The following is a 26,398-nucleotide window of genomic DNA, read 5'->3' as shown; positions in this document are numbered from 1 at the left end:
AAATATGCCCCGCGACACGAATCGGCTACAATGATGCAAGATTAGGCTAAGTGGAAATTCTTGAATCGGTACATCTTTGTATCATCAAAACCAAAAACTATGAAGATCATTGTAACAGGCTCATTAGGGCACATCAGTAAACCATTAACAGAGAAATTGATCCAAAAGGGCCATGCGGTGACTGTAATCAGCAGCCGTGAGGCTCAACAGCCCGCGATTGAGGCTTTGGGCGCAAAGGCAGCCATTGGGTCGGTCACCGATCCCGAATTTCTTTCTGCTGCCTTCCGCGACGCAGACGCGGTGTATTGCATGATACCGCCAACCAACTATTTTAACCAGGATCTCGACCTGCCGGGCTACACGCGCCAGGTAGCCCGAAGCTATGCGCAGGCCATCAGCCATGCAGGTGTTAAGCGGGTAGTGCTGCTGAGCAGTATCGGCGCGCATCTGGACCAGGGTAATGGCATCATTCAGGTATACCACGAAGTGGAGGCCATCATACGCGATGCTGCAACCGCCGCTTTTTCTATCATGCGCCCCACCTCGTTCTATTATAACTTATTAGCTTACATTCCGGCCATCCGGAATGCAGGTGCCATCGCGGTCAATTATGGTGATGAGAAGATAATCTGGGTATCGCCCAAAGATATTGCAGCGACCATCGCCGAAGAATTGCAAAGCAGTACACCCGGAACAACCATTCGTTATGTGGCGAGTGATGAGCGTACCGGAGCAGAAACGGCAGCCATTCTTGGCGAAGCTATTGGCAGCCCTGATCTGCAATGGCTGGTAGTGCCTGACGACCAGGTGCAGCAAGGGTTGGAAACAATTGGCATGCAGCCAGCTATTGCAAGGGGTTTGGTGGAAATGTATGCGGCAGCCCGCCATGGTAGATTCTGGGAAGATTATTATCTTCACAAACCGGCAGCCCTGGGCGAAATAAAACTGGAAGATTATGCGCCCGAATTTGCGGCTGCCTACAACAAAGGGGATTCGGGAGGTCATTAATATGCGCCAGCCAACACTACATCGTATAAAGTCTATCAGCGAATACCACCGATTGATGCGGTTACCGCAGCCGCATCACCCGCTGATCAGCATCATCAATTACGCCGAAATTAAACAGCTGCCATCTGCGGAGCGGTTCAGTTTAGTGTTCGATTTTTATTCCATTTCGCTAAAAAGGGATTTCAATGCCAAGCTAAAATACGGGCAACAAACGTATGACTTTGATGCGGGTATCATGTTTTTTATTGCGCCTGGTCAGGTATTCGGCATTGAACCTCAAAACGGAGAAACCATCCGGCATAGCGGTTGGATGCTGTTGGTGCACCCGGATTTTTTATGGAATACCCCGGCTGCCGCCGCTATTAAACATTACGCGTATTTCGGTTATACCGTTCATGAAGCGCTTTTCGTTTCTGAAAAAGAGGAAGACATCATCATTAACCTGATGCAGCAAATGCAGTTGGAGTCGCAGGCTAACCTCGACCAGTTTAGCCATTCGGTAATCCTCGCGCAGCTGGAACTACTTCTTACCTACGCCGACAGGTTTTATCACCGGCAGTTCCTTACCCGGAAGATCGCCAACCAGCAGTTGCTGGAACGACTGGAAAATATCCTTGCCGAATTTCTCAGTGACAGCGAGATGCTAAGCCAGGGATTGCCGACTGTTCAATATGTGGCAGACCGGCTGAATGTTTCAACCAACTACCTAAGCGTGATGCTCAAGGTACTAACCGGACAAAGTACCCAGCAACATATACATGATAAGCTGATTGAAAAAGCAAAGGAAAAACTGTCTTTAACTGATCTTACTGTCAGCGAGATCGCTTACCAGTTAGGCTTTGAACATCCTCAGTCCTTCAGCAAACTATTCAAGACCAAGACCAGCCTCTCACCTGTCGAATTCAGGCGGTCTTTTAATTAAAAACGGTTGGGCCTAAAACATTAAGCGGATATAAAACGGGGCTTGACCAATAAATTAAAATTTGATCAACAGCTTAACGAATTAGATTTTCGTCCAAATCCGAAATCGAAATTTGTTTTAAGATCACATCGCGTAAACGGTCTTCGTGCTCATCGCCCCACTGGCCTAAGGCGGCAATCACGGGGATTACCGTCTTACCAAAATCCGTAAGGCTATATTCTACTTTCGGCGGTACAACGGGATAAATTTTTCTGGTAATCAGTTCGTGTTTTTCCAATTCATTCAGCTGCATGTTTAAAACCCTGCGTGATGCATCGGGAATTTTGCGTTGCAGTTCGCTCGGACGTTGATGCCCCTGATCGATAAACCAAAGCAGGCGTATTTTCCATTTGCCGTACAGAACTTCACCTATCAGGTCGAGCCCACAATTCAGGTTCGGCATTACTTTCCTTTCATACATAACGCAAAACTAAACCTATATCCAAATCTGTGCAATAGGGGAAAAATTTATCCCTATCCGAATCGTAACTCCGTACTTGTGAGGGGCTAACGTACATCAGAGATTTGCACAAAAGAAATTTAAAACAAAATCTATATGGATTATCAAAATGAGCTATCAGGCAAAATTGCCCTGGTAACAGGAGGCACCAAAGGCGCCGGAAAGGCTATTGCAGAAAGGCTGCTACAAGCTGGTGCAACGGTAATTATAACAGCAAGAAATACGCCCGAAAAAGATAACGGCAGCCTGCATTTTATTCCTTCCGATCTGAGCAAGGCAGATGATGCACAAAAAGTAATTAACGAAGTGCTTGGGGCCAATGGCAGGCTGGATATCCTGGTCAACAACCTGGGTGGTTCATCAACACCTGCCGGCGGTTTTGCGGCATTGAATGATGAGGACTGGGAATCAACGCTGCAAGCCAATTTACTGGCTACTGTCAGGCTCGACAGGGGATTTTTACCACAAATGATTGACCGGAAAAGTGGGGTTATTATCCACATCGCTTCCATCCAGGGTATACTGCCGTTATATGACTCTACCCTGCCCTACGCAGCTTCAAAGGCAGCATTGATCAATTACAGTAAAAGTTTATCGAAAGAAGTTACACCAAAAGGTGTCCGCGTGCTGACTGTTTCGCCGGGATGGATCAATACAACGGCATCAATAGCCTGGTTGGGCGAGATTGCAAGAAATGCAAACAGCACCGTAGAAGAAGCTCAGCAAAGTGTGATGGATGCCTTGGGCGGCATACCTTACGGCAGGCCTGCCGAACCTGCAGAGGTAGCCGAACTGGTTGGCTTTTTGGTGTCGCCAAGAGCCAATTACTTAACAGGAACAAATTTCGTTATTGACGGCGGAACGGTACCGACAATTTAATAAACACAAAATATTAAATAATGAACTTACCAAAAGTAGTATCAGATTTAGTAAAAACACAAAATAACTTTGATAGCGTTGCTTATGCAAACTGTTTTTCAGAAACAGCCGTGGTTTATGACGAAGGCAAAACGCACAAAGGGCGAAAAGAGATAGAACTCTGGATCGCGGACGCCAACGCTCGATACGAGGCTACCATACAGCCGGTCGGCTTTGAAGAAAAAGGAACGGAAAACATTTTAAAGGCAAATACTTCGGGGAAATTTGAAGGCAGCTCTACCGTGCTGAGCTATCGTTTAGAAATAATTGATGGACTGATCCACGCATTAAAAGTTACAGGATAAATGCAAAAGAACGGCTAAAATTAGCCGTTCTTTTGCATTTTGAACAAGATTTTTTTAAAGACAAATGTTTTAACTGTTTTAGATGGTGGCTCTCTTAGCCATCATCCCAAAATTGGCTATGACATACTATAATCTATAAATGAAAAAATTGTTTTGGAACGATAGGTTTTTTATTTTTACATTTGACTGTGCCAAGAAACAAAGAGTTTGATTATCAGGATAAGCTAAGGCTGGCTCGTGATCTTTTTTGGGAAAAGGGTTACCAGGCCACCACCATGAATGATTTGGTAGACGCGTTAGCTATAAACAGGAGCAGCATTTACGACAGCTTTGGCAATAAGCACGATCTTTTTTTGAAATGCCTGAATGATTATATCCAGGAAAAAGAATTAAGCTACCAAAATTCCGCCGGTAAAGGAGTGTCCGCTATCGAATCGGCTATTGCTATCATCAAAGATGTTGTTAAAACTATATTGATTGATACGAAAACCTGTTTATCGATCAATTCAACTTTTGAGCTTTCCCGTATAGACGAAGATGTAAACCGACTGCTTAAACAACAAGCCAATAATTCTCTGAAGCTTTTTGAGAGTTTATTTATTAAGGCGCAACAGGAAGGCGACCTTTCTGCAGAGAAGGATCCTACTTTACTGGCTTATTTCATAGTTTCCAATTTTGCATCATTATGGAATGCTGATCTTCTTTTTAACGATAAAAAACGATTGTATCAATTGACGGATTTTATAATCAATGTGATTCGTTGATAATTTTTTTTGATCTATTTTGGAACGATAGGTTGGTTATAGATATAAAGAACAAGTAAATTCAATGGAATCAATGGAACGAAATATTGTTGACCCTCGCCGGTGGATGGCGCTGGCGGTATTGCTGACCGGTACATTTTTACCACCGCTGGATTTTTTTATCGTTAATGTAGCATTACCTGCTATTCGTACCAATCTCCATGCCTCCCCGGCCGATTCCCAATTGGTCGTGTCCGTCTACGCTGCTGCATATGCCGTCTCACTGATACTGGGTGGCCGGTTAGGGGATATATACGGAAGGAAGCGGGTGTTCATTTTTGGCATGTTCGGCTTCGGAATAGCATCTGCCTTATGCGGTTTTGCACCGTCTCCGGCGGTATTAGTGGCGGGTAGGTTATTACAAGGTGTGATGGCAGCTATCATGGGCCCGCAGTCGCTGGCATCTATTCATGCTATTTTTCCTGCGCAGGAAAAGAACCGGGCCCTTAGCTTTTATGGGGCAACTTTCGGCCTCGCGTCTGTAGCCGGACAATTGTTGGGTGGCGTGCTGGTATCGGCTAACCTGTTTGACCTGGGCTGGCGAAGTGTTTTCCTCATCAATTTGCCGGTAATCGTGCTTGCTGTACCGGCCGCTTCCCTTTTATTGAGGGAAAATCGTGCTGAAAAGTCTGAAGTGTTGGACATTCCGGGTGCCATATTGCTCGCTGCCGGGCTATTGGCCTTTGTGCTTCCGCTTATCGAGGGACGCGAAAAGCACTGGCCGTGGTGGTGCATAATCCTGCTGATAACAAGTATACCTTTGCTAACAGTATTCTGGCGTTACGAAAAGAAAAAGGAGTTAAGAGGTGCCTCGCCATTGATTTATCCATCCTTATTGATGAAAGGCGGATTACGAAAGAATGTGGCTGCAGCCTTCTTTTTTTACGCCCTGGCATCTTTCTTCCTGATCTTTGCTGTATATGAGCAGGGTGCCCTAGGTCACGACACGCTGGCGACAGGTTTAGCCATTCTACCACTCGGAATCGGTTTCTTCCTCGGCCCCTGGTGTAGCCCGGCTATCGTTAGCCGATTGGGTTCGCGAACGGCAGCCTTTGGAATGATTCTGGAAGTAACCGGACTGCTCTTCGCTGCTGGACTTTCCCTGAATGGGATCACTTCCTATCTTTTTATACCGCTCTTTATTATAGGGCTCGGACAAGGAATTGCCGTCCCCGCACTGGTGCGCCTAAATGTCGATCAGGTCGATCTGCGCTTTTCAGGCTTGGCAGCGGGTCTGGTAAGCGCCACTTTTCAAATAAGCGCTGCGGTCTTTGTTGCTTTGATCGGGGGACTTTTCTTTACATTGGCGCCAGATGGCGCAAGCGCATCTGAAATTAAGTCGGGCTTCAGCATATCTGCCTCAGCCATAGCGCTGTCTTTAGGAGTTGCAGCAATATTGTGCTGGAAAAGATTGGATAAAAAATAAAGTCCGGTCGTAACGACCGGACTTTATCATGCACTTAATGAATATTATGAGTGCCTCAAAGCGTGGCTGCCAGATTTTGTTACGCCACTACCGGCAGAGAACCACCGTCGATTGCGTAGATCGTCCCTGTCAGATAGGCAGCAGACGGAGATACCAAAAAGTGCACGAGCTGTGCCACTTCTTCCGGCTCGGCCATGCGACCCATCGGAATACCACCGGTCTGCGCCATTAGCTGTTTCATTCCCTCTTCCGGCGTGATGCCGGCAGAGGTTGCGTAGTCATTTAAAAATTTTACCATCGGTTCTGTTCGCGTAGCGCCCGGTGCAACGGTCAGCACACGAACGCCTTTATCGGCCAGTTCAGTTGCCAAAGCTTTGCTATAACTGTTCAGTGCGGCTTTGGATACCGCATATGCCATATTCAGATTCCAAAGCGCCTGTTTACCGGCGACAGATGAAATATGGATGATCACGCCTTTTTTTTGTTCGATCATTTGCGGCAGCAATATCCTGTCAAGCCGGGTAGCGGAGATCAGGTTGAGATTTAATTCCTGCTGCCAGTGAGCATCAGACAGCGCGCTATGACCACCACCGGGAGTAGTCAGCCCACCAACGTTATTGATCAAAATATCTATGCCACCATACGTATTGATAATTTCCCGAGCAAGCGCTGTAACCTGATCAGCGTCGGTCAGGTCAGCCGCGATAAAATGATGAAGCGTCGTTTCCGGTTTTGTCCTGGCGCTTACGATCACTTCTGCGCCGGCTGCCGCTAATTCATCTGCAATTGCTTTACCAATACCTTTCGTACCACCGGTAACCAGTGCTCTTTTCCCTTTCAGATCTTTTAATTCCATATTTGTGTTGTTTTTATTCTAAAACAAGTGTTTCAGAATTAATTAAAAAAAATTATTTAGTTAATTGTTTGATAAAATATTCGGCCATGCGTTTGATCTTAACAGGGTCTTTGTGTAGGATGTAGGACTCATACCAACCTGTCCAGGTACTGTTAAAATAGTCGGCCAGCAGAGCCGGATCTTCTTCATTGCTGATCTCGCCTTTATCCATAGCTTTTTTGATCAGGTCATATAAAAACTGGTAGGAACGCTGGTCATCGGCGATCAGGATCTGCTTTACGCGCTCGTCATTCGTGGCGACCTCAAATGCGCTTTTCACCGCCATGCAGCTATCTTCACCGTTAATAATAACATTAACCGCTTCATGAATGTAGTCGATCAACACCGATAAGGGTGATCTTTTGCTTGACAAGCGCTTATTCCAATCCTGTTTTCTGATATCGGTATAGTGCTGCACACAACGAACAAATAATTCCTGTTTGTCACCGATCGTGTTATACAGGCTGCTACTGTTGATCTGCATGGCGTCGGTAAGGTCTCGAAGCGAAGTGGCATTGTAGCCCTTCTTCCAAAAAACTTCCATTGCTTTCTGAATAACTGTTGCTTCATTAAACTCTACATTTCTCGCCATGACGATACAAAGGTACGTAAATCTGAAACACTTGTTTCAGATTTACGTCATTTTCATGGAGGTAAGTTTCCGGACGCGCTTTCTTTGGGGAATCTTCATCGATTGTTTCTAAGCCCGAAAATCGGCAAACCGCATATTGTTACAGGATGTCAAGATCACGGGCTACATTATAGCTTGGTACCAATGGCCGGAAACCGGTCATTTTGCGCAATTTGGAAATGTCCTGCACACCCTGGAACGGGTCATTAAGCGGCCCTTCTGTTTCATCAAAGGTTTCTGCCGCTTTGCCTAAAGAATCAGCCAGCTCATACAAAGTGACCGGGGCGTCGTCGCCAACATTAAATATCTCGCCATCCAGCCCATCTGTGGTAAGCAGCAAGATCAGGGCCTGGGCAACATCAAGATGATGGACCATATGCATGCGGGAACCAGAATGCATCTTTAGTTTTTTTATGTAAGGGATAATTTCTGCAATGTGCGGGTCCTTGTCACCATAAACAAAGCCTAAACGCAAAATACGGACGTCGAACCCAAGATTTTGCTGCATGACTATCAATTCCCTTTCAGCGGCGATCTTACTACCAGGGTAGGCCCGGGGGTCATTGATGTCTACCTGTTCATCCTCCCTGGCGGGGCGGCGGTAGCCTGAGCCATATACATTGGAGGTGCTGGTAAAAACAAAGCGTTTAACACCTGCTCCATGCGCTGCCTGCGCCAAGGCAATGCTGCCCTCGCGATTGGTTTTGACAATGCCTTCGTTATCTGTAAAGGTACGGAAGAGTGCGGCAAGGTGGATCACCGCATCCATACCGGCTACGGCCGGCGGCAAGGTCGCCGCTTCATACAGATCGCCGATGACAGCGCTTGCGCCGAGCCCGACGAGGTCGGTCGCCTTTATTACGTCCCTTACTAATATCGATACGTCATACCCTTTGGCTAACAGGCGCGGCACCAGGCGGCTGCCTACTTTCCCTGTAGCACCGGTTACTAAAATTTTCATAATTGAATGATTTAATGTTACAGGGCAAATTTGGGCCAAAAGCGCGGATGCGGCCACTCAGCATCAAACCAATAATTATGATTTTCAAACCTTGCGGAAGCTATTGGGCGTACTGCCGGTGAGCCGCTTGAAGTAGTTGTTAAAATAGGCAGGATATTCAAATCCAAGCGCATAAGCTATCTCGGCTACGCTCCAGTCACTATGTTGCAGTAACGCTTTCGCTTCTGCTATGATCCTTGCAGCGATATGCGCGGAAGTCGGTTTGCCCGTCGTTTCCCTGACAGCTCGGTTCAGGTAGTTGACATGTACGGCAAGCTGGCCGGCATAATCCTGCGGACTGCGCAAGGCAAGTGGTTCGTTGCTGCGTTCGATGGGGAACTGTCTTTCCAAAAGGTCGCTGAATAGGTGGGCAATACGGCTTGCACCGTTTTTAAAGGGCAATGCATGCTGCGCCGGCTGGATCCGCAAGGCTTCATGGATGATGAGCGCTATGCCGTTTCTGATCAGATCGGCCTTGTGAATGTAGTCGCTATGGTAAACTGCCAGCATCTTTCTAAAAAGGCTGGTCATAAAGCCGGCCTGTTCGGCATTCAGGGGTACGACCGGGTTGCCGCCTGCCCGGAAAAGCGGAGAATCCTGTAGTTCCCGGCCGCTTAAGAAAGTTTCGGTAAAGATACAGGCGTAACCACTGGTACGGTCAATTCGGCGAACAAGTGAATGCGGTATATTCGGGTTGACAAAAAAAAGCGCGGTCCCCTTAATATCCACCAGTTGACCACCATAATCAACAGTCATATCGCCAGTAACCAGCCCCATTTTATAAAAGTCCCTGCGGCCGGCCCTGACCGGAACCTCTGTCGACGCAGGGATAGCGTGAACTTTAAAACCTTTTAGTCTGAGGTCTGCCAGATTAAGTTCGGGTATTTCGGTTATCTCTTGGTTTGACATACGGCGAAGTTAACAAAATCAAACTTCAACCCATCGTTCCGCTCTAAACATAATTGATCAGGATCAGGGCTGTAACAGCCACCAGCAAGAGTACCGCCCGAAGATAGATCACGCTGTCCCAGCGTTGCTGCTACTGCTTTACATCAGGTATGATCCCGCCATATTTTCCCGCAGCTTTCATCATATTATTTACGGGCCTGGAAACGCTGAAATAAACCGTGAGGTGTACAAGTAGTGCTATTAATGCCAGCGCGGCTAACTGACCTTCTGCGGCATGCAAACCATGCCATACCAATTGCCCTAAAGCGTTTGCAATGGCAACTATCCCGAAAACAGGCATCCGGGCATCGGCCACTTCATGCAGGTACCCCATCACGTCGGCAATGGATTGATCTTTGCTTTTGGAGATGGCTTTTTTGCCAAGCAGGGCGAAGAACATGTCGGTTCCAAAAACAACGGCTGTAGCGACTATCGCTACGCCATTGATCATATTCATCAGTTGGATATTCATGATATTATTTGTTTGATCTCGCTTTGAACAAAAAGATCGTGGTGATCGCCATGTAAATAGCCGTGCCGCCATGGATCATTAAATGTGCCAGGTCCTGTGTGCCCTTAACGGCCTGCACGGTCAGACAATCGGATACCGGAACGATGATCGCTGAGCCAAATGCGAACGCCATAGCACGGTACTGGCGGGAGATAAGAAATGTAAGCACTACAATATCCGCGAATATATCCCGGATCCCCTTGATCCATCCATAGGCCAGCGCCTCCTTGGTATGCGCCAGCGGAATGCCGAACCCCTCAGCTCCGGTGTTTGGTGCCAATATAAACCTGATACCTAAAAATATAATGCCTGATGCTGCCAGGGCGGTAAGCCAGTATGAGGCCGAACGCGGTCCCCAGAAACTAATTTTTTGCGTGTTCATTTGCTTTAAATTTTGTTAAGCAAATGTCGCATGGCTGAGTTTGCTGTTCATTCACCCAGATTAATTAATAACGGCGAGGCAAACCGGTCGAATTAATTGACAATTGTCACGTCAATAACTTAACAAATGTCCTCCCGGGCCGGCGGCGTGCCTGTTTACTTTTGACGTCATAAAAAATGATTGTATGAAAAAGTTAGTATTGATCTCAGGTTTAGCCATCATGGCCATGGCTACCTCCACTACTCAGGTAAAAGGTACTCCCGCGACGGATGAACCTGCAGGCATAGGTGAATTAAATATTGCGAAAGGCTTTAATCATCAATTTAAAGAGCGAGATTCCACTGCGTTAAAAGTAGTAAACGAGTTTTTTGACAGCTTTAAAAAAGGCGCTACGCCTGATGAACTTGCGGCAAAGTTTGATGTTAACGCCGATTATTTAATTCCGGGTGATACCAAGCACGTGTCCTGGATCGGGCATCGAATCGGCCGAGCCGCGATTAAGGAGAGTTTCCGCCTGCTCAGAGAAAACATCAAACCAGAAAAGCTGATCTTCACGGATATACTCGCCAAAGGTGACAGGGTCGTTATCCTGGGCTATCTTGAATCACGCATGAAGAAGAACAACAAACAGATGAAGTCGGAGTTCAGTATCGATATCGTTGTAAAGAACGGACTGCTTACCCGATACCATCTGCTCGAAGATTCTTTTGAAGTTTCTGATAAGGCAAAATGAGGGTTGGGCTTTCAGTAGTATCACAGATATCTCTGTTACCATCCTTCGGAATTAATCTTTAAACGAACAGGCCGCAATGTATAACGCTGCCTGTTCTTTTTTGTAGGGCTTATTTTGTGAAAAGAGTTCGATCTGTCTTAGCGATGATCAATCAGGCATCATCCACCGGTGGTGCCTGCGAAGGGTCGGTACTCTTTTTAACGACCTGCCTCGACACGGCTTAACGTTTCCGTCGTTAGCCCGAGGAAAGATGCGGCCATGTATAAGGGGATGCGGTTGTACAAGGTTGGGTACTGGCGAACAAACTTTTCATAACGCACTGCCGCCGGCTCACTGATGTTACTGAAGATCCGGTTCTGATGTGCCTCGAAGTCTTTCGCGGTCAGCTCCTCGATGATGCGTTTGAAATTCGGCGAGGCGGCAAGTAACTGATCCCATTTTTCCTTATAGAAGCGGATCAGCTCACTGCCTTCCAATGCTTCGATATAATAAATGGAAGGCTGACTCGACATAAAGCTGGTAAAATCAGATATCCACCAATTTTCAATAGCGAACCTCATCTCGTGCTCCTGCTTATCATCCCCGATACGGAATAAACGGAGCGAGCAAAATGCCGCTTTAGCCACAGCGCTTAAAACGACAGCAGTATTCGATGGCGTCGGCGGTGATTTGCTGAGCCAGTTGATCCCGGTATCACCTTCCGGCTCGACGATCTTTGCTTACGGTTTCCTTGGCGGCCCGGCTCCAGCAGCTTTTCACAACAGCATGCTGACCAAAGGTATTACAATTAAAGGCTTTAGCAATTTTCAAACAGAGGCTGTGCAAAACCCTGAACAGTTAGCCGAAGCGCTGGATGAGATCAGCCGGCTGATCCACCTGCCATTCTTTAAATTTAAAGCCGATCAACTATTTGCTTTGGAAGATATCGATGCGGCACTGGCTTATGTTGCTGCAGATGGCAGCAAAGCGGTATCGCAAACCGGTAATTAAAAAAATGACGCTTGCATTGCAACGGCAGCGCCTGATATCCTGAAATTGCGATATGGAAATCGGGATTGATAGTTTTGCCTCGGCCATGTACGGTTCCACTTCGCTCACTGGCGTCGAGGCCATGGAACAATTGCTGGACCGGATCGTACAGGCAGACCATTCGGGCCTCGACGTATTTGGGATTGGCGAGCACCACAGAAAAGAGTTTTTGGATTCAGCAACTGCCGTCATTTTGGCTGCGGCAGCGGCACGGACGACACGTATCCGCCTCACCAGCGCGGTCACGGTATTGAGCGCAGCAGACCCCGTTCGTATATTCCAAAGCTTTGCCACGCTGGACCTGATCTCTAAAGGACGGGCCGAAATGGTGGTCGGCCGCGGCTCGTCGGTAGAGGCTTATCCCTTGTTTGGTTTTGATCTGAACGATTACGATGCCTTGTTCCGGGAGAAGCTGGACCTGCTGTTGAAGATCCGTGATCAAGAGTTTGTGGAATGGTCAGGCCGCTTCCGGCCGGCGATCCCGAACCTGCCCGTCTACCCACGTCCGTTACAGGAGAAAATGCCCGTTTGGTTAGGCGTAGGCGGCACGCCCGAGTCTTTTGCACGTGCCGGCACTTTGGGTTTGCCCCTGATGGTGGCAATTATCGGCGGCCATACCAGCCGGTTCCGTCCGCTGGTCGACTTGTACAGGGAAGCAGGCGCCCGGGCAGGCTACAAACCCGAACAGTTGAAAGTGGGTTTGCATTCGCCCGGCTATGTAGCCGAAACCGATGACAAGGCCATCAGTGAATATTATCCCGGTTATTCGGAACTATGGACCCGGCTCGGCCGTGAGCGCGGCTGGCCACCGGTCACCCGGCCACAGTTCGATCAACTGGTCGGTCCTCAGGGAGTGTTGGTCGTCGGCGGACCGGAACGGGTAGCCGAAAAACTGCTCCGCCACGGCGAAGCACTCGGCGGCGTCGACCGCTTTACTTTCCAGATGGACAACGCGGGGCTGACCCATGAACAGCTCATGAACTCCATCCGGCTCATCGGTGAGCAAGTGATGCCATTGGTTCGCCGCGACCGATAATATTGAAAAGAACTGATATGTACGATAACAAGATCACCGTCGTAATTCTTAACACCCTTGAAAACTGGGAGAAACTGAACGTGACCGTTTTTTTGGCCAGCTCCATAGCCATTGCACTACCGGAGCCCCATGGCGCCCCATAGGTCAGTGCATCCGGAACCTTATTTGCCTTTTATTAAACATCCTATTCTGGTGTATGGTGCCGATAGTGAAGACCAACTCAAACGCGCCTTTGCGCGGGCGAGCAAAAGGGAATTAAAGATCGGGGTATATACGCGTGAATTATTCGCTACCAAGAATGAAGAAGGTAACCTGGCGGAAATCGCCAAAAACGGTGATGATGAACTCGATCTCGTTGGGATCATCATTTATGGCGAAAACAGGAAAGTAGATAAAGCAGTTGGCAAACTCAAATTCCATAGTTAACCGTGCGCACATGGCTTATTAATGGTCTTAATGGAATGCCTGCCTGAACTCCAGCGGCGATTGCCGGGTCTTCCTTTTGAAGAGTTTACTGAAGGACTGGGAATGCTCAAAGCCGAGGCTGTAGGCGATCTCGCTAACCGACAGTTCGGTGGTCGATAGTTTTACCTTGGCCTTTTCAATCAGTTTGGCGTGGATGTGCTGCTGCGTGGTCTGCCCGGTGACTTGTTTGAGTAAACTCCCCAGGTATTTAATGGAAATATTCAGCTGACTAGCGATGTACTGTACTGATGGCAAGCCCTTAGCCAGCAGCGCTTCATTGTCGAAATAATTGGTCAGCAGGTCTTCCAGCCGGTTCAGCAATTGGCTGCCGCTGATCTTACGGGTAATGAACTGCCGCTCGTAAAAGCGCTGGGCATAGGTAAACAGCAGTTCCAGTTGAGCGATGATCACGTCCTGGCTGAACTTATCTATATTGGCGTGGTACTCGTTTTTGATGAGGTCTACGATACCGTTGATAATCGTCTCTTCTTTATCCGATAAAAACAGGGCTTCGTTAGCGGCATAATGAAAGTATTCATAATGCCGAATCTTTTTGGCAAGTGTCGTGTTCCATAAGAAATCAGGATGAATAAACAGCATCCAGCCTTCCAATTGTTCGGGTACGCCGTTAGGTTCACCACGCAGGACTTGCCCGGGAGCCATAAAGGCCATCAGGCCTTCGTCGAAATCATATTTCTGCTGGCCGTACAGCAGTTTATCGCAGCCCCGTTTAAGCGAGACGACATAAAAGTCAAAGGTGACCGCTTCGATATCCCGCTCATCTTTCAGCCCTTGAAGGTCAATGACCCCGATCAGCGGGTGCTGCGGCTTGGGCAGCCCCATCAGGCGGTGCACTTCAGTGATCGACCTGATCCGGTAAGGTGTCTTCATGACCATGACCACAAATTTAATTGAAAATTGGATTTGATCCAGATCAATAATAAGGGCAACGCTAAGAAAGGAATTTCGATGAGCGCAGTTTTTACATCACCGGCCCTCAAAGCCAGTGCCATGATCAGCAAAATCGTACAGGCATTCAATACGTTACTGATGAAGAAAGTCTGCGGAAACAGTAACAATAGACCAATGCTGATAGATAATGCACCTAAGTAAGGCATCAGATTTGGGCTGGTCCCCAACATCGTCATCATTTTAAGCTGCTCGGATGTCGCCGGACGGAAAGCATCCCAGCCATGTTTAAAGCTCAGGATGGCTGATATGGCCATCAGCACGATCGTTATGGTCTTCATTTCGATGTTCCCTCCATCGCTTTGGCGCCGATCCTGCTGGCAAACCTAAGTATAGTACCCGGAAACAGCCTTATGAGGAAACGCAGTACTTTCAACGGGCCGGGATATATCTCATACTTATTGCTTTTTAAGCCGGCTATGGCTTCGGCAACGATCTTTTCGGCGGGTAAAAAACCATTATTGCTAAAACCATCCACGCCCTTAAACTTTTCGTTTAGCGGCGTAGGCGAGCCGGGCGCAACCAGTTCAAAAACCTTGATGCCGGTATGTTTGAGCTGGACACGCAGCGACTGCGTAAAGGCGCGCAGACCCGATTTGCTGGCGCTGTATATCGGCGTCAATGGAAAAGCCATTAATGCGATACCCGAGGTGACGTTGAGGATGGCTGCATTTTGTTGCTTTTTCAGCAGCGGCAGAAATTGCTGCACCATACGGATGGGCCCCATGAGGTTAATGCTAATTTCGCGGGTTAAGTCTTCGAGCCCGTGGTCTTTATGAACAATGATAGGCCGCATCTCGCCGGCGTTGTTGATGAGGATGTTCAGCCTGGGAAATTCCGAGCTGACCTGTTCGAATAGACTGATGATATCTTCGGCTTTGCTGACATCACTTTGGATGGTATGGATAGCCGGCAATTGTTGTTTTGTTTCCTGCAATTTCTGAATATTCCGACCCGTGATGATCACAGTATTGCCAAGCGCGAGTAGCCGCGAGGCGAACTCGAAGCCGAAGCCACTGGTTCCGCCGGTGATCAGGATCGTGTTATGTTGTAGTTCCATGTTTGCTGTTTTTGTTGAAAGCAAAATTGTACCCTTTCCAGCAAGGCAATGTGTTCAAAAGTCGGAAGCTTGTAGCCAAAAGGATATGATCAAAAAAGTTTAACTTCACCAAAAAGATGAAATGATACCGGAAGCTTTGATCAGCAGCATACGATCTTTGATCAGCCTCAGCGAGGACGAGGTGGATGTGATCGGCAGATTGTTCAAAAAAAGGGACCTTAAAAAGAGTGAATTTTTTCTTGCGGACGGACAGGTATGTAAATACGCCGGCTTTATCGAAAAGGGCTTGGTACGCTATTATATAAATGCTGACGGCGAGGAAAAGACCTATGAGTTCGGGCAGGAGCATAACTTCGTCTGCAACTATGAAAGCTTCCTGCCGCAGACGCCGTCTACCAAGATCATCCAGGCGCTGGAAGATTGTGCGCTATGGCAGATCTCCCACGCCGACCTGCAGGTTTTCTATCAGTCCGTTAGCGGCGGCGAACGGTTTGGCAGAATGGTGATCGAACAGGTGTTTGTTCAATTGCTGAAAGCTCTGACTTCTTTGTACACCGATAGCCCGGAAAACCGGTATCAAAAGTTGCTGAGCGAACATCCTGACCTGCTGCAAAGGGTTTCGCAATACCATATCGCTTCCTATGTCGGCGTAAAGCCGCAATCGCTCAGCCGTATTCGCAAAAGAATTTTTAGTTCAAAATGATTTGTTAACCCAGGTGCATGAATGCCAAACCTGATTTAGGGAATTTTGTGTCATCATTTAATACTTAAAATCATGACAACAAAAATTTCTTATGCAATGGCATGCCTGCTGGGTTTGGGCATGATCTTTTTAGGGACCCGTTTCTTTTTCGCCCCTGAAGCGGCTACTGCCGGCTTCGGCATTCATTACAATGCGGGCGGCGATTATTCATTTCACTACATCAAAGGTATCCGCGATATTTTTTCGGGCATACTGCTCTGCGGCTTTGTATTGCTGAAACAAAGGCAAACCGTGGGCGTCACCTTGCTGGCCGGAACCATCATACCGGTAAACGATATGCTGGTGGTGCTGAGCAAACCTTATAACAGTATCTTGCAGGCCATGCCACATATCATCGCTATCTTGATCTGTGCGGTGTTTGGCCTTTTGTTATTGATCAAAAAATCTAAGTAAAATCACATCATGGAAAACATCAAATCAATGCCATCCATAGTCGATCCTGTTGGCGGTAAAATATTAGCAGTTATAGGCGGTAATTACCGCGTACTGGTGTCAGGGCAGCAAACCGGCGGCGCCTTTTCGACCATCGAGATGCGGGTGCCGCCGCAAAATGGCCCCAGTCCGCATTCCCATGCCGACTTTTTTGAATCGTTTTACGTGGTGGACGGCGAAGTGGAAGTACATTCAGAAGCGGGAACCTATACCGCCAGAAAAGGCGCATTCGTCCTGATACCCAAGGGCGGCGTGGTGCATTACTTTAAAAATATCAGCGATCAAATGGCTCAACTCCTGTGCACCGTTGCTCCGGCGGGCCTGGAAGATTTTTTTGAAGAGATTGGCGAGCCGGTTGCGGCGGGCCAGTTTTTGCCGCCGCCTCCGATGTATGCAGAATCGCTCAAGCGAATCCAGAATATCGCCCGGTCGCATGGGCAGGTATTGTACCCGGCGGATTTCCTGGATAAGCGATAGTTATTTGGTAACGGCTTGCCTCCTGACACGGCTCAGGGTTTCGCGGGTGAGACCCAGGAAAGAGGCGATCATATACAATGGGATGCGGTTGTAAAGCGTCGGGTATTGCTGCACGAATTTTTCATAACGCACTTCCGCCGGATCGCTGATGTTGCTGAAGATCCTGTTTTGGTGGGCTTCAAAATTCCGTGTCGTCAGTGCATCAATGATGCGTTTAAAATTTGGCGAGGCAGCGAGCAGTTCCTCCCAGCTCTTTTTGGAAAAGCGGATCATCTCACTGTCCTCCAGCGCTTCGATGTAACAATGGGAGGGCAGGCCGGACATAAAGCTGGTGAAATCCGATATCCACCAGTCCTCGATAGCGAACCGCATCACATGCTCCTGCCGATCATCCCCGATACGGAATAACCGGAAAGCCCCCTTGACGACGAATCCGAGAAAGTCGCTAACCTCGCCTTCCTCCAGCAGATATTGACCCTTTCGTGCGCGTTTTGCTATCGAAGCATTGGCGATCAATTCCAGGTCCTCCGGCGTGAGCGTACCTTTTTCCTGAAGATAGTTTATAAACGTTGGCGACATTCAAACGGCTTTTTAACAAAGCTATTCAAATCCCGCCACATTCAAAGATCAGGTTGCTGGCAGGGTGCAGAAATGACGCTCCCGTTATTGATCATTTCATCAGGCTGATATTGGTCATACCACCGTCGGCGATCAGTTCTGTGCCCACAATAAAGGCCGAATCCTTTGAAGCCAGGAAAGCCGCCGCTTTGCCCATATCAGCAGGAGAGCTCATTCTGCCAACGGGGATCAGGTCAACCCATAGCTGTTTAACACTCGCCACGTGTTCTTGGGGTACGATCTTGCCGAACACGGGTGTATCGATTGAGCCGGGCGATAAGGTATTCACCCTGATCCTCCTGGACAGCAGATCCAGTGACAGGCCTTTCGCCAGCGAGATCACGGCAGCTTTGGCGGCGGCGTAAATGGTCATGCCCGGCGCTGCGCGGTGCGCGGCGGTTGAACCGATCAGTATGATCGATGCGCCGTCATTCAGATAGGGCAATGCTTTTTTTACGGAGAAGTAGGTGCTTTTCAGGTTCAGGTCCATATACATTAATTCCGCTACATCAATATTAAAATTGAGCAAAACCCTTCAAATGATATCATTTGAAGGGTTTTTTGCTTTCGGGGCTCACCAAATTATTCATCTGAAATCATAATTCTGGTGAGTAATGCGGTGAGTCAATCAAAGTAGCTCAATGACTCGCCAATTCTTTTGCAACTGTTTGATATGCAAGCGGTTCAAAATATGAACATCTTGCGCTCAAGTGATGAGAAAATTAATTTTGTTTCATTATTAATCCTCATTTCCATGAGAACAAACGTCAATCTGCTTTTCTATTTGAAAAAGCCAAAGAACTATCAATCAGGCCCAATACCCGTTTATCTCCGGTTTACTGTTGACGGTAAACGATCAGAAGCCACTACCGGGAGAACCTGTGAGCCGTCCCGCTGGAATAATAAAGCAGGAAGACTTACAGGAACGAAAGAAGATGTCCGCGCTTTAAACAATTATCTCGATGGATTACAATCGCAAATGCCGGTTATGCCAAGGTCTGTCATTACATTTGATAATTGCTACTTCTCCCTCCTTTCTTAGCGAGCTTTTCCGGATAAGTTCGGGCAATTTTGTTTTCCCGTTTTTAAAGCAAAACAGTTAAGCGGGCATTTGATCAGTAATTTATTTGATTTTAAAGTTGACCAAAGTTCCGGGAGGTAGATTCTTGGTTTTATTATATATTTGATAAGATAGTTCCCAATAAATTTCCATTTGTGTGATTTCTAGATTAGCAACTTCATCTTTACCGCCTAAAAACAGTGGTTTTATGAAACCGATGCAATCCTTGTAGCTTAACTCACCAGATAATAAGTTAATGATTCTAGAAATTTGGATTGTTCTAAAAGATCTTCCTTTCCCTGGGAAAGATCAACATTAAAAAACTCTTCCAAAGAGACTTTTAGCTCAAAGACTTCAGCAGTTGCTGGATCGAGCATCAAAATAATATTTTCGCCCAAAACGGCATACTGTCGCCCCATCCAGTCATATGCAAAAACATACGCCTTTCCTCTGTATCGCTTAAAAAATTCAAACGGCAGACCTGTCCAAAAATAAAAGGACCCTGCGTTATGTATTCTGATCAATCCATTTTCGAAAGTAGCGCCCTCGTGCCTTTCCAACAAGGCTTTGATTTTTGGGTTCGTTTCAAGAACTTTCCGTCCCATATTCGAATACGTGTTGCAATATAAATTATCAATGCCCAATAACTTGTATTGGTTTTCAAAATCTTCTAGTTTCATTGTCGTATTACTATTTTTACTTTAGTGCCGGCCCCTATTATTTGATTATTTATTTGCTTTCCAAATAACCTGTTAAAGCTCTTATCCAACCCCCACATATTTGACACGTCGCCAAGTCCCCTTAACAGCAAATCTAACATATGATCGACATCTTCAGAAGAGTAGCACTACCACCAGCTTTTTCAAAGCTACCTCTATTATTTCCAAGTCTTTTAATACCAGTTGTAACTGTGGGTTCTAAAGAATTAATTTTTTCAACTTTAGGTACCGCTGCATTTCTTTGTTCTAATGTCCACCCTTCCTTTATTTTCACCTCTATAGCATCACCTTCGCTTTCTACAGGAGGCATTCCTTCGGATAAAATAACATCTTTGGGAGCTATAGACGCCCCACCATGAGAACCAAACATGCCGCTCCAAGACACACCCAGTCTGCTCATATTTTCCTGCAAACAACCCAACCTGAAGAAAAAGCGCCCCCCTTTTCATACTGGCTTCAAGTAATTCAATACAGCTTCAACTCAAAGTTGAAGTTTATGCGCGTCTCCAAATCCGCTTGCTTTGTATCATCAAACGGCACATAACCGCCGGATTATCACTTAAGCAATACGAAAATGGAACAGCTTTTAAACAATATCTCCTGGAAACAATACATCAGCACCTCAATTGCTGCTATGGTTATTTACTATGCCTTTATCTCCTGGAAGCATTATCGTTCAGAGATCAGGAAGGTGATCAACCGGGTAACCGGCAAAAGTAAAAATACGCTGGAACTGCCTTCAGCATTGGAATACCAGGAAGCACCTGTTATCCAATCTGGCGAAACGTTCGAAACGATGGTAAAGGAAACTATGGCCTATGCACAACAGCCAGCTTTCAGCGGAACTGCCGGAGATCTGGCCTGGCAATTACGACAATGTATCGGTGAGGCAAGCGACGAACCTTTCGCCCCCGCTGAGCTCATTCCCAAACTCCAGAAAATACTCAACGATTACCCTGATGTCGCCGCGACGAAAGACCGCGAAAAGATCAACGCCCTCGTCGTCAGGGAATGCGAAAATACCGGCACGGCGCTGCTGAGTGAAAGTGAAGTGGATCTGTGGTGGAGCGCTTAGCACGCCGTGCCATTCCCCGGCCTCGCAACCCGCGGGGCCATTAAGGGGAAACATTGAGACAACCCCAAAAAGCTGCACCGGCCCCGTGCTGTAGAGCCAGGACCGGATAGAAATGGGTTACGGTAGCGGCTTTTTCCCGCCCCTCCCGGGAACACCGGGAGCGGGTATGGGAAACCCATGCCCCGAAAAAAGCAAAAGGCCGAAAGCGAAAAGCAAAAAAGCCTCAGAATTCAATAAGAACAAAACGATAGTGAAATGGAAAAGTGCAAGAGAAAATCGTGGGGCAAAACCCTACCCAAAGCCGCCGTATGCGCGGTATTCATCACCCTGGCTTATTTAACGACCCAGGCTCAGGACGGTAACGCAGGCATCCAGCAAGCCAACACCCAGGTCAGGAGCTATTTTGAAAGCGGCACCAGCCTGATGTACGGTATCGGGGCCATTGTCGGCCTTATCGGGGCCGTCAAAGTCTACCAGAAATGGAACAGCGGGGACCAGGACACCTCCAAAGTCGCCGCCGCCTGGTTCGGTTCCTGCATTTTTTTGGTCGTCGTAGCCACCATCATCAAATCATTCTTCGGCCTGTAGCCCGAACCCTCAAGGGGGATTAACACAAGAACAGAAAAATGAAAACATTACTCATCGGCAAGCTGCACAGCTATATGGTGCAACACCATACCGACCTGCTCATCGCTTTGCAGGAAGACCACCGTTTGAGCCATTACCTAAGCACCAAGGTCAATTCCATCAGCGGACTGATCGAAGAGCTGCAACAGGATAACCGACCGGCCTATGTGATCGAAGCGCTTTGTCTCGAAGAACTTACCCGCGACCTCCGCCCCTCCCGCTTCAGCTGGATGCGCGAACTACTGGAAGAAGAATTCCCGGAGGGCTACCAGCGGCTGAACCGCAGTGGCATCCTCACTTATGAACTCATCAACCTCATCGGTGGCTGCGAACCCATCTTCGAAGTCTTCGGTTTCGGCGAAGAACATGAAGACCATCGCGGCCTGCGCGCAGCTATCACCGGCATGATCGCTGAATACCTCGAAAACCAGCAAACCGAAAATTAAAACCCTCATGTCATTTAACCCATTCCATCAACTACGCGATAACATCGAAGCGATCCACATCGCGCTGGTCTACAAACCCGGCGATGTATTATCCGCGCACGGTACCGCCGCCCTGCGCAAATACGCTAGTTTCGGCAGCATCAAGGCCGTATTGTACCCCGCAGGCGAAAAACAGGAATGGGAGAAACGCCATGCTTCCAACTGGCCTGAGGCTTTTCCCCCCTGACCCTTTCGTTTTTTCCCCCTCGCCCGCCCCGCTTTTACAGCAATGCCGGGCGGAACAGCACCGGCACGAAAAGACAATCTGCAAAGGAAGCTCAAAAAAGATACCATGAACAACAGCATCTATACCATTAATAAAGGCATTAACAAAAGCATCGAGTTCCACGGGTTAAGGGCACAATACATCTGGTATTTCGCCGGGCTGATGGCCGCTTTGATGACCCTGTTCGCCGCATTGTACATTATCGGCGCCGGGACCATCATCTGCTTCATTATTTGCGGCCCCGCGGCAGTATTCGGCTCCATGAAAATCTTCGCGCTAAGCCGCAAATATGGCGAGCACGGCCTGATGAAAGCCATGGCCCGCAAGCAGGTGCCCCGCGTCCTGAAATCCTACGGCCGCCGCTTTTTCCAACAAATAACTACAGGAGGACAGATGTATGAAATTTAAAGAGCCCGTGATATTCACCATAGAAGGCACGTCCTTTGAGGTGGATATCCATCAACAGGAATTAAGACAAACGGACAGGCCGCACAATAAGATCTCGTTCATCAGCGACATGCAGGACAAGGGTAACCATTATCAGTTTCATTACGATACGGTGTACTGCTGCGCTACGACCAACCTGGACCCTGACCGGCCCATCAAACGCGTCACCGTTCCGACCCTGGCCGAACTTGACCCGCATGGGATGGCCGAAAAGTACAAGCTGCCCGTCGAACAACTACGCGGTAAAACGGATTTCGATATCATCGTAGATCCTTATGCGCTCGAAGCGCGACGTGCGGGTATCCTGCCGGCCATCGACATAGCCGGTGAGCAGTTCATCGTCGACCTGCGGCTGCACGAACTCCGCCACGTGCAGCACTTCTTCCCGGTCATCAGCCTCAAATCTTTTGAACTGACCAATGACGGCTGGAATTACGAGGCATTTTATGAACCGCTGATGAAACAAACCGTATCCATCGACCCGAAACTGCTGGAATTCCCGCCTGGTGTGATCAAGCTCAAACTACCCAATGAGATCGGGCTCGACCCGGTGGGTATTGCGCAGATCTACGGCATGGACGAACGCGGGCTGCTACGCCGCCACCCGATCCAAAAAGAACTGAAAGCGGAAGTCATCCCGCTGAGTGAAACGGAAATTCCGAGGCTGATCCGCCAGAACAAGGAACAATTGCAGCTTGACCACCAGGAAAACATGCAAAAGGTCAGGCCGCGCAACCGCCACCGCTTTTGATTTATTCCCCTCGCCAGCCCAATTGAAAATGTGAAAGAGATACGTGACATGGAAAAACAACTGAAAAACATACTGCCCATCCTGGGGATCGAAAACGACGCCATCTTATCCAAACAGGGCGAGTTTACGCTGGCCTTCCGCATCAGCCTGCCGGAAGTGTTCACGCTCTCGGATGAGGATTACGAAAACCTGCACCAGGCCTGGGTAAAAGCTATCCGGGCATTGCCCAAAGACAGCGTGCTACATAAACAGGATTGGTTTTTTAAGCAAAAAACAAAAGTGGGCGAAACCGCAGGCCATCCTACTTTTCTGAACCAAGCCAGCAGTCGTTACTTTGAAGGCAGGCCCTACCTCGCGCACGACTGCATCGTTTACCTGACCAAAAAACCGAAGGGCAGTAAACCCAGCGGCTCGCTATTTTCCAGCCTGATCCGGCCGACCCTGATACCCCGCGAAATGTTAGGCCCGCAAGCCGTCCGCGAATTCCGGGATGTGGCCGCCCAGTTCAAACGCCTGCTAGAAGACACCCGCCTGCTCAAAGTTACGCCCCTGACCGCCGCCAAGCTGCAAAGCCAGCTGAGGAAAACCGGGCTGATCGAACGTTATTGTTTCCTGGCCGAAAGCGATGACCAGGCCTTGTACCAGGATATCACTTTTGACGAAACGGTGCGTATCGGCAACCGGCGGCTGGCCATCTATACTTTGGGCGATACCGAAAGCCTGCCGCCATATTGCGGTTCCCGCCTGACCTACGAGCCCTATTCCACCGACCAGACCAAATTCCCGGTGAGCTTTGCCGCCCGGCTCGGGCTTTTACTTCAAACCAGCCATATCTATAACCAATACATTTTTGTCGGCGATGCACAGGCCACGCTCAAAAAACTGGAAAAGAAAAGGCTGCGCCTGCAATCGCTCTCGGCTTATTCCCGCGAGAACGCCATCTCGCTGGAGGCCACGAACGATTACCTCAACGAGGCCATCGGCAGCCAGCGACTGCCGGTGAAAGCACATTTTAACGTGATGGTCTGGTCGGATGACCGGGAACAACTGTTGAGCAAAGGCAACCAGGTCTTATCGGCGATGGCCGCGATGGATGCCTCCGCTAAACCGGAAACCGACGGCGCCGCGCAGATCTGGTGGGCAGGTATCCCCGGCAATGCGGGCGATTTCCCGGTCAACGACACCTTCGATACGTTTGCCGAACAAGCCGCCTGCTTTCTCAATCTCGAAAGCAATTATAAAAGCGCCAACCCCTTGGACGGCATCCGCTTCTGCGACCGCTTATCCGGCAAACCGGTCTATGCCGACCTGTTCGACGCCCCCCGAAAGGAAGGGATCACCTCCAATATGGGCACACTGGTTTGCGGCACTTCAGGTGGCGGCAAATCGATGACGGTCAACCACATCCTGCGCTCACTTTACGACCAGGGCGCGCATTGTGTGACCGTCGATATCGGCGGCAGTTACCTCGGGCTCTGCGAGGCGCTAAAAGGGTATTATTTCACTTATACCGAAAATGATCCCATCCGCTTCAACCCATTTTATTTATCCAAGGGAGAAGTGCTGGATACGGAAAAAAAGGAGAGCCTCAAAGCTTTGCTGGTATCACTTTGGAAAGGGGAAAACGAAACGTTCAACCGGGCGGAATACGTGGCCCTCTCCAATGCCTTGCAGGGCTATTATGTGTATTTAGCACAAAACGCCACGGTATTCCCAGGCTTCGATTCTTTCTATGAATACCTGGAACGCGACTATCGTGAAGTGCTGAAAAGCCACCGGGTAAAAGAAAGCGCGTTTGATATGGACAATTTTCTGTACGTACTAAGGCCTTATTATAAAGGCGGGGAATTCGATTACCTGCTGAACGCCAGGGAAAACCTCGACCTGCTCAGCCAGCCCTTCATTGTGTTCGAACTCGACCAGATCAAAGACCACCCGATCCTTTTCCCGGTCGTGACGCTCATCATTATGGAATTGTTCATATCGAAAATGCGGAAGCTGGCCGGCATCCGTAAAGTCCTCACGATAGACGAAGCCTGGAAGGCCATCGCCAAATCGGGTATGGCCGAATTCCTGCGCTACGCCTTCAAAACCATCCGTAAGTTTAACGGGGTACCTATCGTCATCACCCAGGAACTGGACGACCTGATCTCCTCGCCGGTCATTAAGGATGCTATTATCAATAACGCCGATATCAAAATCTTAATGGATATGCGCAAGTTCCAGGGCAAGTTCGACAAACTGCAAAACGCCCTCGGCCTCTCGGATAAAGGCAAAACCATCCTGCTGTCGGTCAACAAGGATAACCGGGAGATTTTCGTGGATATCGGCGGGCAGATCATGAAAGTCTACAAGAATGAACTTTGCCCGGAAGAATATTACGCCTTTACTACGGAGGGCAAAGAGCGGGTGCAAGTCCGGGAATACGCGGAAAAACACGGCGGCATCGAGGCGGGCATCGCCGCGCTGGTGGCCGGGAAACTTAATTCAGCAGCATCATGAAAAGACATATCATCATCCTGGTTGCCGGCATGTTGTATCTGACGGCCACGCCTGAAGCCAAAGCGCAGGTACCTGCCGCCAGCGCTTTTACCGGCCTGATCAAAAAGGTGATCGTCGCTATCGACATCAAAGTGCAGCGCCTGCAAAACCAGACCATCGCGCTGCAAAACGCCGAACAACAGGTCGAAAACACCCTGCACCTCAACAGCCTGAACGGGATCGCCGATTGGCTCACCAAGGAAAAAGACCTCTATGCCGGTTATTACCGGGAACTGTCCAAAGTGCGGAGGCTCATCGTGGATTACGACGCGGTTAAGCGTATTATCAGCCAGCAAAGCCAGGTCCTCAGCGAATACCGGAACGCCAATGCGCTGTTCCGGCGCGACCCGCATTTCAGCCCAACAGAACTGAAATACATGGGCAATATCTATAGCGGCATCTTACAGGAAAGCCTGCGCAACCTCGACGAAACCATTACGGTCATCAGCGACCTCGCCGCGCAGATGGACGATGCCGAACGGTTGGAGCGGATCAGCCTGGCGGCCAAAGCCATGCAAACGAACCTCGACCACCTGCGACAGTTCAACCGGCAGAACGCCGCGCTGAGCTTTCAGCGTGCCAAAGACGGCCGCGACCGCGCGGCGGTGAAACAATTTTACGGGATACAATAAAACCA

The 26,398-nt window shown here is 48.6% G+C and carries 39 protein-coding genes; 23 read left to right on the top strand and 16 right to left on the bottom strand.

The window, feature by feature from the left end:
* Positions 1–99 precede the first annotated feature (99 nt).
* On the top strand, positions 100–1,008 hold the full coding sequence (locus DUL71_RS29505) for an NAD(P)H-binding protein (RefSeq protein ID WP_114941409.1): 909 nt from the start codon (positions 100–102) through the stop codon (positions 1,006–1,008).
* Positions 1,009–1,063: 55 nt separating this feature from the next.
* Positions 1,064–1,930 carry a helix-turn-helix domain-containing protein gene (locus tag DUL71_RS29500; protein WP_244228873.1) on the top strand — a complete coding sequence of 289 codons (867 nt, stop codon included), beginning with the start codon at positions 1,064–1,066 and terminating at the stop codon, positions 1,928–1,930.
* 73 nt (positions 1,931–2,003) lie between these two features.
* On the opposite strand, the gene DUL71_RS29495 is transcribed toward DUL71_RS29500, so the two are convergent.
* A complete protein-coding gene (locus DUL71_RS29495) occupies positions 2,004–2,390 on the bottom strand; it encodes a winged helix-turn-helix transcriptional regulator (RefSeq protein ID WP_114941407.1) in 387 nt (128 codons plus the stop codon).
* A gap of 135 nt (positions 2,391–2,525) precedes the next feature.
* On the opposite strand from DUL71_RS29495, the gene DUL71_RS29490 reads away from it, so the two are divergent.
* The 4 genes from DUL71_RS29490 to DUL71_RS29475 all read left to right on the top strand — a co-directional run bounded on the left by DUL71_RS29490 (position 2,526) and on the right by DUL71_RS29475 (position 5,881).
* Positions 2,526–3,308, top strand: a complete 783-nt coding sequence (locus DUL71_RS29490; protein WP_114941406.1) for an SDR family oxidoreductase — start codon at positions 2,526–2,528, stop codon at positions 3,306–3,308.
* Positions 3,309–3,328: 20 nt separating this feature from the next.
* Entirely contained in the window at positions 3,329–3,652 is a 324-nt protein-coding gene (locus tag DUL71_RS29485) for a nuclear transport factor 2 family protein (RefSeq protein WP_114941405.1), read from the top strand.
* Positions 3,653–3,840: 188 nt separating this feature from the next.
* Positions 3,841–4,416 carry a TetR/AcrR family transcriptional regulator gene (locus tag DUL71_RS29480; RefSeq protein WP_161964540.1) on the top strand — a complete coding sequence of 192 codons (576 nt, stop codon included), beginning with the start codon at positions 3,841–3,843 and terminating at the stop codon, positions 4,414–4,416.
* A 73-nt stretch (positions 4,417–4,489) separates the two neighbouring features.
* Positions 4,490–5,881, top strand: a complete 1,392-nt coding sequence (locus DUL71_RS29475; RefSeq protein ID WP_114941488.1) for an MFS transporter — start codon at positions 4,490–4,492, stop codon at positions 5,879–5,881.
* Between the two features lie 79 nt (positions 5,882–5,960).
* On the opposite strand, the gene DUL71_RS29470 is transcribed toward DUL71_RS29475, so the two are convergent.
* The 6 genes from DUL71_RS29470 to DUL71_RS29445 all read right to left on the bottom strand — a co-directional run bounded on the left by DUL71_RS29470 (position 5,961) and on the right by DUL71_RS29445 (position 10,248).
* Positions 5,961–6,737, bottom strand: a complete 777-nt coding sequence (locus DUL71_RS29470) for an SDR family oxidoreductase (RefSeq protein WP_114941403.1) — start codon at positions 6,735–6,737, stop codon at positions 5,961–5,963.
* 52 nt (positions 6,738–6,789) lie between these two features.
* Complete coding sequence (locus tag DUL71_RS29465; RefSeq protein ID WP_114941402.1) at positions 6,790–7,368, bottom strand: TetR/AcrR family transcriptional regulator; 579 nt, start codon at positions 7,366–7,368, stop codon at positions 6,790–6,792.
* A 139-nt stretch (positions 7,369–7,507) separates the two neighbouring features.
* Positions 7,508–8,425: an NAD-dependent epimerase/dehydratase family protein gene (locus DUL71_RS29460; protein WP_244228872.1), complete on the bottom strand. Its 918-nt coding sequence runs from the start codon at positions 8,423–8,425 to the stop codon at positions 7,508–7,510.
* A gap of 27 nt (positions 8,426–8,452) precedes the next feature.
* On the bottom strand, positions 8,453–9,316 hold the full coding sequence (locus tag DUL71_RS29455; RefSeq protein ID WP_167443320.1) for a helix-turn-helix domain-containing protein: 864 nt from the start codon (positions 9,314–9,316) through the stop codon (positions 8,453–8,455).
* Between the two features lie 130 nt (positions 9,317–9,446).
* The gene (locus DUL71_RS29450; RefSeq protein WP_114941400.1) at positions 9,447–9,827 is read right to left on the bottom strand and encodes a hypothetical protein; all 381 of its coding nucleotides are present in this window, start codon (positions 9,825–9,827) and stop codon (positions 9,447–9,449) included.
* A 4-nt stretch (positions 9,828–9,831) separates the two neighbouring features.
* The gene (locus DUL71_RS29445; protein WP_114941399.1) at positions 9,832–10,248 is read right to left on the bottom strand and encodes a DUF4267 domain-containing protein; all 417 of its coding nucleotides are present in this window, start codon (positions 10,246–10,248) and stop codon (positions 9,832–9,834) included.
* Between the two features lie 184 nt (positions 10,249–10,432).
* On the opposite strand from DUL71_RS29445, the gene DUL71_RS29440 reads away from it, so the two are divergent.
* Positions 10,433–10,981 carry a nuclear transport factor 2 family protein gene (locus DUL71_RS29440; protein ID WP_114941398.1) on the top strand — a complete coding sequence of 183 codons (549 nt, stop codon included), beginning with the start codon at positions 10,433–10,435 and terminating at the stop codon, positions 10,979–10,981.
* A gap of 197 nt (positions 10,982–11,178) precedes the next feature.
* On the opposite strand, the gene DUL71_RS29435 is transcribed toward DUL71_RS29440, so the two are convergent.
* Entirely contained in the window at positions 11,179–11,607 is a 429-nt protein-coding gene (locus tag DUL71_RS29435) for a Crp/Fnr family transcriptional regulator (protein ID WP_114941397.1), read from the bottom strand.
* Between the two features lie 55 nt (positions 11,608–11,662).
* On the opposite strand from DUL71_RS29435, the gene DUL71_RS29430 reads away from it, so the two are divergent.
* From DUL71_RS29430 to DUL71_RS29420, 4 genes are read left to right on the top strand one after another with little or no spacing between them, the layout of a single operon-like run.
* Entirely contained in the window at positions 11,663–11,971 is a 309-nt protein-coding gene (locus tag DUL71_RS29430; RefSeq protein ID WP_114941396.1) for an MDR/zinc-dependent alcohol dehydrogenase-like family protein, read from the top strand.
* 52 nt (positions 11,972–12,023) lie between these two features.
* A complete protein-coding gene (locus DUL71_RS29425; protein WP_114941395.1) occupies positions 12,024–13,046 on the top strand; it encodes an LLM class flavin-dependent oxidoreductase in 1,023 nt (340 codons plus the stop codon).
* 17 nt (positions 13,047–13,063) lie between these two features.
* A complete protein-coding gene (locus DUL71_RS32835) occupies positions 13,064–13,189 on the top strand; it encodes a DUF2000 family protein (protein ID WP_425270989.1) in 126 nt (41 codons plus the stop codon).
* Positions 13,176–13,472, top strand: coding sequence for a DUF2000 family protein (locus DUL71_RS29420; protein ID WP_114941394.1), 297 nt, complete (start codon positions 13,176–13,178; stop codon positions 13,470–13,472). The genes DUL71_RS32835 and DUL71_RS29420 overlap by 14 nt, the downstream gene beginning before the upstream one ends.
* Positions 13,473–13,499: 27 nt before the next feature.
* On the opposite strand, the gene DUL71_RS29415 is transcribed toward DUL71_RS29420, so the two are convergent.
* The 3 genes from DUL71_RS29415 to DUL71_RS29405 are packed head-to-tail and all read right to left on the bottom strand — an operon-like array spanning position 13,500 to position 15,540.
* Complete coding sequence (locus DUL71_RS29415) at positions 13,500–14,402, bottom strand: helix-turn-helix domain-containing protein (protein WP_244228871.1); 903 nt, start codon at positions 14,400–14,402, stop codon at positions 13,500–13,502.
* The gene (locus DUL71_RS29410; RefSeq protein ID WP_114941392.1) at positions 14,399–14,761 is read right to left on the bottom strand and encodes a hypothetical protein; all 363 of its coding nucleotides are present in this window, start codon (positions 14,759–14,761) and stop codon (positions 14,399–14,401) included. Before DUL71_RS29410 ends, DUL71_RS29415 begins: the two co-directional genes overlap by 4 nt.
* Positions 14,758–15,540: an SDR family oxidoreductase gene (locus DUL71_RS29405; RefSeq protein ID WP_114941391.1), complete on the bottom strand. Its 783-nt coding sequence runs from the start codon at positions 15,538–15,540 to the stop codon at positions 14,758–14,760. The genes DUL71_RS29410 and DUL71_RS29405 overlap by 4 nt, the downstream gene beginning before the upstream one ends.
* Before the next feature lie 121 nt (positions 15,541–15,661).
* On the opposite strand from DUL71_RS29405, the gene DUL71_RS29400 reads away from it, so the two are divergent.
* The 3 genes from DUL71_RS29400 (at position 15,662) to DUL71_RS29390 (ending at position 17,212) form a co-directional block, all read left to right on the top strand.
* The gene (locus DUL71_RS29400) at positions 15,662–16,243 is read left to right on the top strand and encodes a Crp/Fnr family transcriptional regulator (protein ID WP_114941390.1); all 582 of its coding nucleotides are present in this window, start codon (positions 15,662–15,664) and stop codon (positions 16,241–16,243) included.
* 72 nt (positions 16,244–16,315) lie between these two features.
* A complete protein-coding gene (locus DUL71_RS29395; RefSeq protein WP_114941389.1) occupies positions 16,316–16,696 on the top strand; it encodes a DUF4267 domain-containing protein in 381 nt (126 codons plus the stop codon).
* Positions 16,697–16,723: 27 nt separating this feature from the next.
* A complete protein-coding gene (locus tag DUL71_RS29390; RefSeq protein WP_244228870.1) occupies positions 16,724–17,212 on the top strand; it encodes a cupin domain-containing protein in 489 nt (162 codons plus the stop codon).
* Here the strand turns inward: DUL71_RS29390 and DUL71_RS29385 are convergent, their stop codons facing one another.
* Both DUL71_RS29385 and DUL71_RS29380 read right to left on the bottom strand, forming a co-directional pair.
* On the bottom strand, positions 17,213–17,791 hold the full coding sequence (locus DUL71_RS29385; RefSeq protein WP_114941387.1) for a Crp/Fnr family transcriptional regulator: 579 nt from the start codon (positions 17,789–17,791) through the stop codon (positions 17,213–17,215).
* 91 nt (positions 17,792–17,882) lie between these two features.
* Positions 17,883–18,359, bottom strand: a complete 477-nt coding sequence (locus DUL71_RS29380) for an SDR family oxidoreductase (protein ID WP_244228869.1) — start codon at positions 18,357–18,359, stop codon at positions 17,883–17,885.
* A 225-nt stretch (positions 18,360–18,584) separates the two neighbouring features.
* Between DUL71_RS29380 and DUL71_RS29375 the strand changes: the two genes are divergently transcribed.
* Complete coding sequence (locus DUL71_RS29375) at positions 18,585–18,872, top strand: Arm DNA-binding domain-containing protein (protein ID WP_114941486.1); 288 nt, start codon at positions 18,585–18,587, stop codon at positions 18,870–18,872.
* 81 nt (positions 18,873–18,953) lie between these two features.
* Here the strand turns inward: DUL71_RS29375 and DUL71_RS32830 are convergent, their stop codons facing one another.
* The 3 genes from DUL71_RS32830 to DUL71_RS29360 all read right to left on the bottom strand — a co-directional run bounded on the left by DUL71_RS32830 (position 18,954) and on the right by DUL71_RS29360 (position 20,009).
* Positions 18,954–19,091, bottom strand: coding sequence for a hypothetical protein (locus DUL71_RS32830; RefSeq protein ID WP_425270988.1), 138 nt, complete (start codon positions 19,089–19,091; stop codon positions 18,954–18,956).
* A gap of 32 nt (positions 19,092–19,123) precedes the next feature.
* Entirely contained in the window at positions 19,124–19,570 is a 447-nt protein-coding gene (locus tag DUL71_RS29365; protein ID WP_114941384.1) for a hypothetical protein, read from the bottom strand.
* Between the two features lie 133 nt (positions 19,571–19,703).
* Positions 19,704–20,009, bottom strand: a complete 306-nt coding sequence (locus DUL71_RS29360) for a hypothetical protein (RefSeq protein ID WP_114941383.1) — start codon at positions 20,007–20,009, stop codon at positions 19,704–19,706.
* A gap of 174 nt (positions 20,010–20,183) precedes the next feature.
* On the opposite strand from DUL71_RS29360, the gene DUL71_RS29355 reads away from it, so the two are divergent.
* From DUL71_RS29355 to DUL71_RS29320, 8 genes are all read left to right on the top strand, one after another.
* Complete coding sequence (locus tag DUL71_RS29355; RefSeq protein WP_114941382.1) at positions 20,184–20,684, top strand: hypothetical protein; 501 nt, start codon at positions 20,184–20,186, stop codon at positions 20,682–20,684.
* Between the two features lie 255 nt (positions 20,685–20,939).
* Complete coding sequence (locus tag DUL71_RS29350; RefSeq protein ID WP_114941381.1) at positions 20,940–21,272, top strand: DUF4134 domain-containing protein; 333 nt, start codon at positions 20,940–20,942, stop codon at positions 21,270–21,272.
* Between the two features lie 38 nt (positions 21,273–21,310).
* Complete coding sequence (locus DUL71_RS29345) at positions 21,311–21,757, top strand: hypothetical protein (RefSeq protein ID WP_114941380.1); 447 nt, start codon at positions 21,311–21,313, stop codon at positions 21,755–21,757.
* A 7-nt stretch (positions 21,758–21,764) separates the two neighbouring features.
* Complete coding sequence (locus DUL71_RS29340; protein ID WP_114941379.1) at positions 21,765–21,983, top strand: hypothetical protein; 219 nt, start codon at positions 21,765–21,767, stop codon at positions 21,981–21,983.
* A 42-nt stretch (positions 21,984–22,025) separates the two neighbouring features.
* Complete coding sequence (locus DUL71_RS29335) at positions 22,026–22,430, top strand: DUF4133 domain-containing protein (RefSeq protein ID WP_341867754.1); 405 nt, start codon at positions 22,026–22,028, stop codon at positions 22,428–22,430.
* Positions 22,420–23,220 carry a hypothetical protein gene (locus DUL71_RS29330; RefSeq protein ID WP_114941378.1) on the top strand — a complete coding sequence of 267 codons (801 nt, stop codon included), beginning with the start codon at positions 22,420–22,422 and terminating at the stop codon, positions 23,218–23,220. The genes DUL71_RS29335 and DUL71_RS29330 overlap by 11 nt, the downstream gene beginning before the upstream one ends.
* A 48-nt stretch (positions 23,221–23,268) precedes the next feature.
* Positions 23,269–25,722 (top strand): TraG family conjugative transposon ATPase, encoded by a 2,454-nt coding sequence (locus DUL71_RS29325; protein ID WP_114941377.1) that lies wholly within the window; start codon positions 23,269–23,271, stop codon positions 25,720–25,722.
* A complete protein-coding gene (locus DUL71_RS29320) occupies positions 25,719–26,393 on the top strand; it encodes a conjugal transfer protein TraI (RefSeq protein WP_114941376.1) in 675 nt (224 codons plus the stop codon). The genes DUL71_RS29325 and DUL71_RS29320 overlap by 4 nt, the downstream gene beginning before the upstream one ends.
* The last annotated feature ends 5 nt before the right edge of the window (positions 26,394–26,398 follow it).

The sequence above is a fragment of the Mucilaginibacter endophyticus genome (assembly GCF_003351025.1).
Taxonomy (GTDB): Bacteria; Bacteroidota; Bacteroidia; order Sphingobacteriales; family Sphingobacteriaceae; genus Mucilaginibacter; species Mucilaginibacter endophyticus.
Note: the sequence above shows the minus strand (reverse complement) of the source record. Positions and strands in the feature narration are given on the sequence as shown.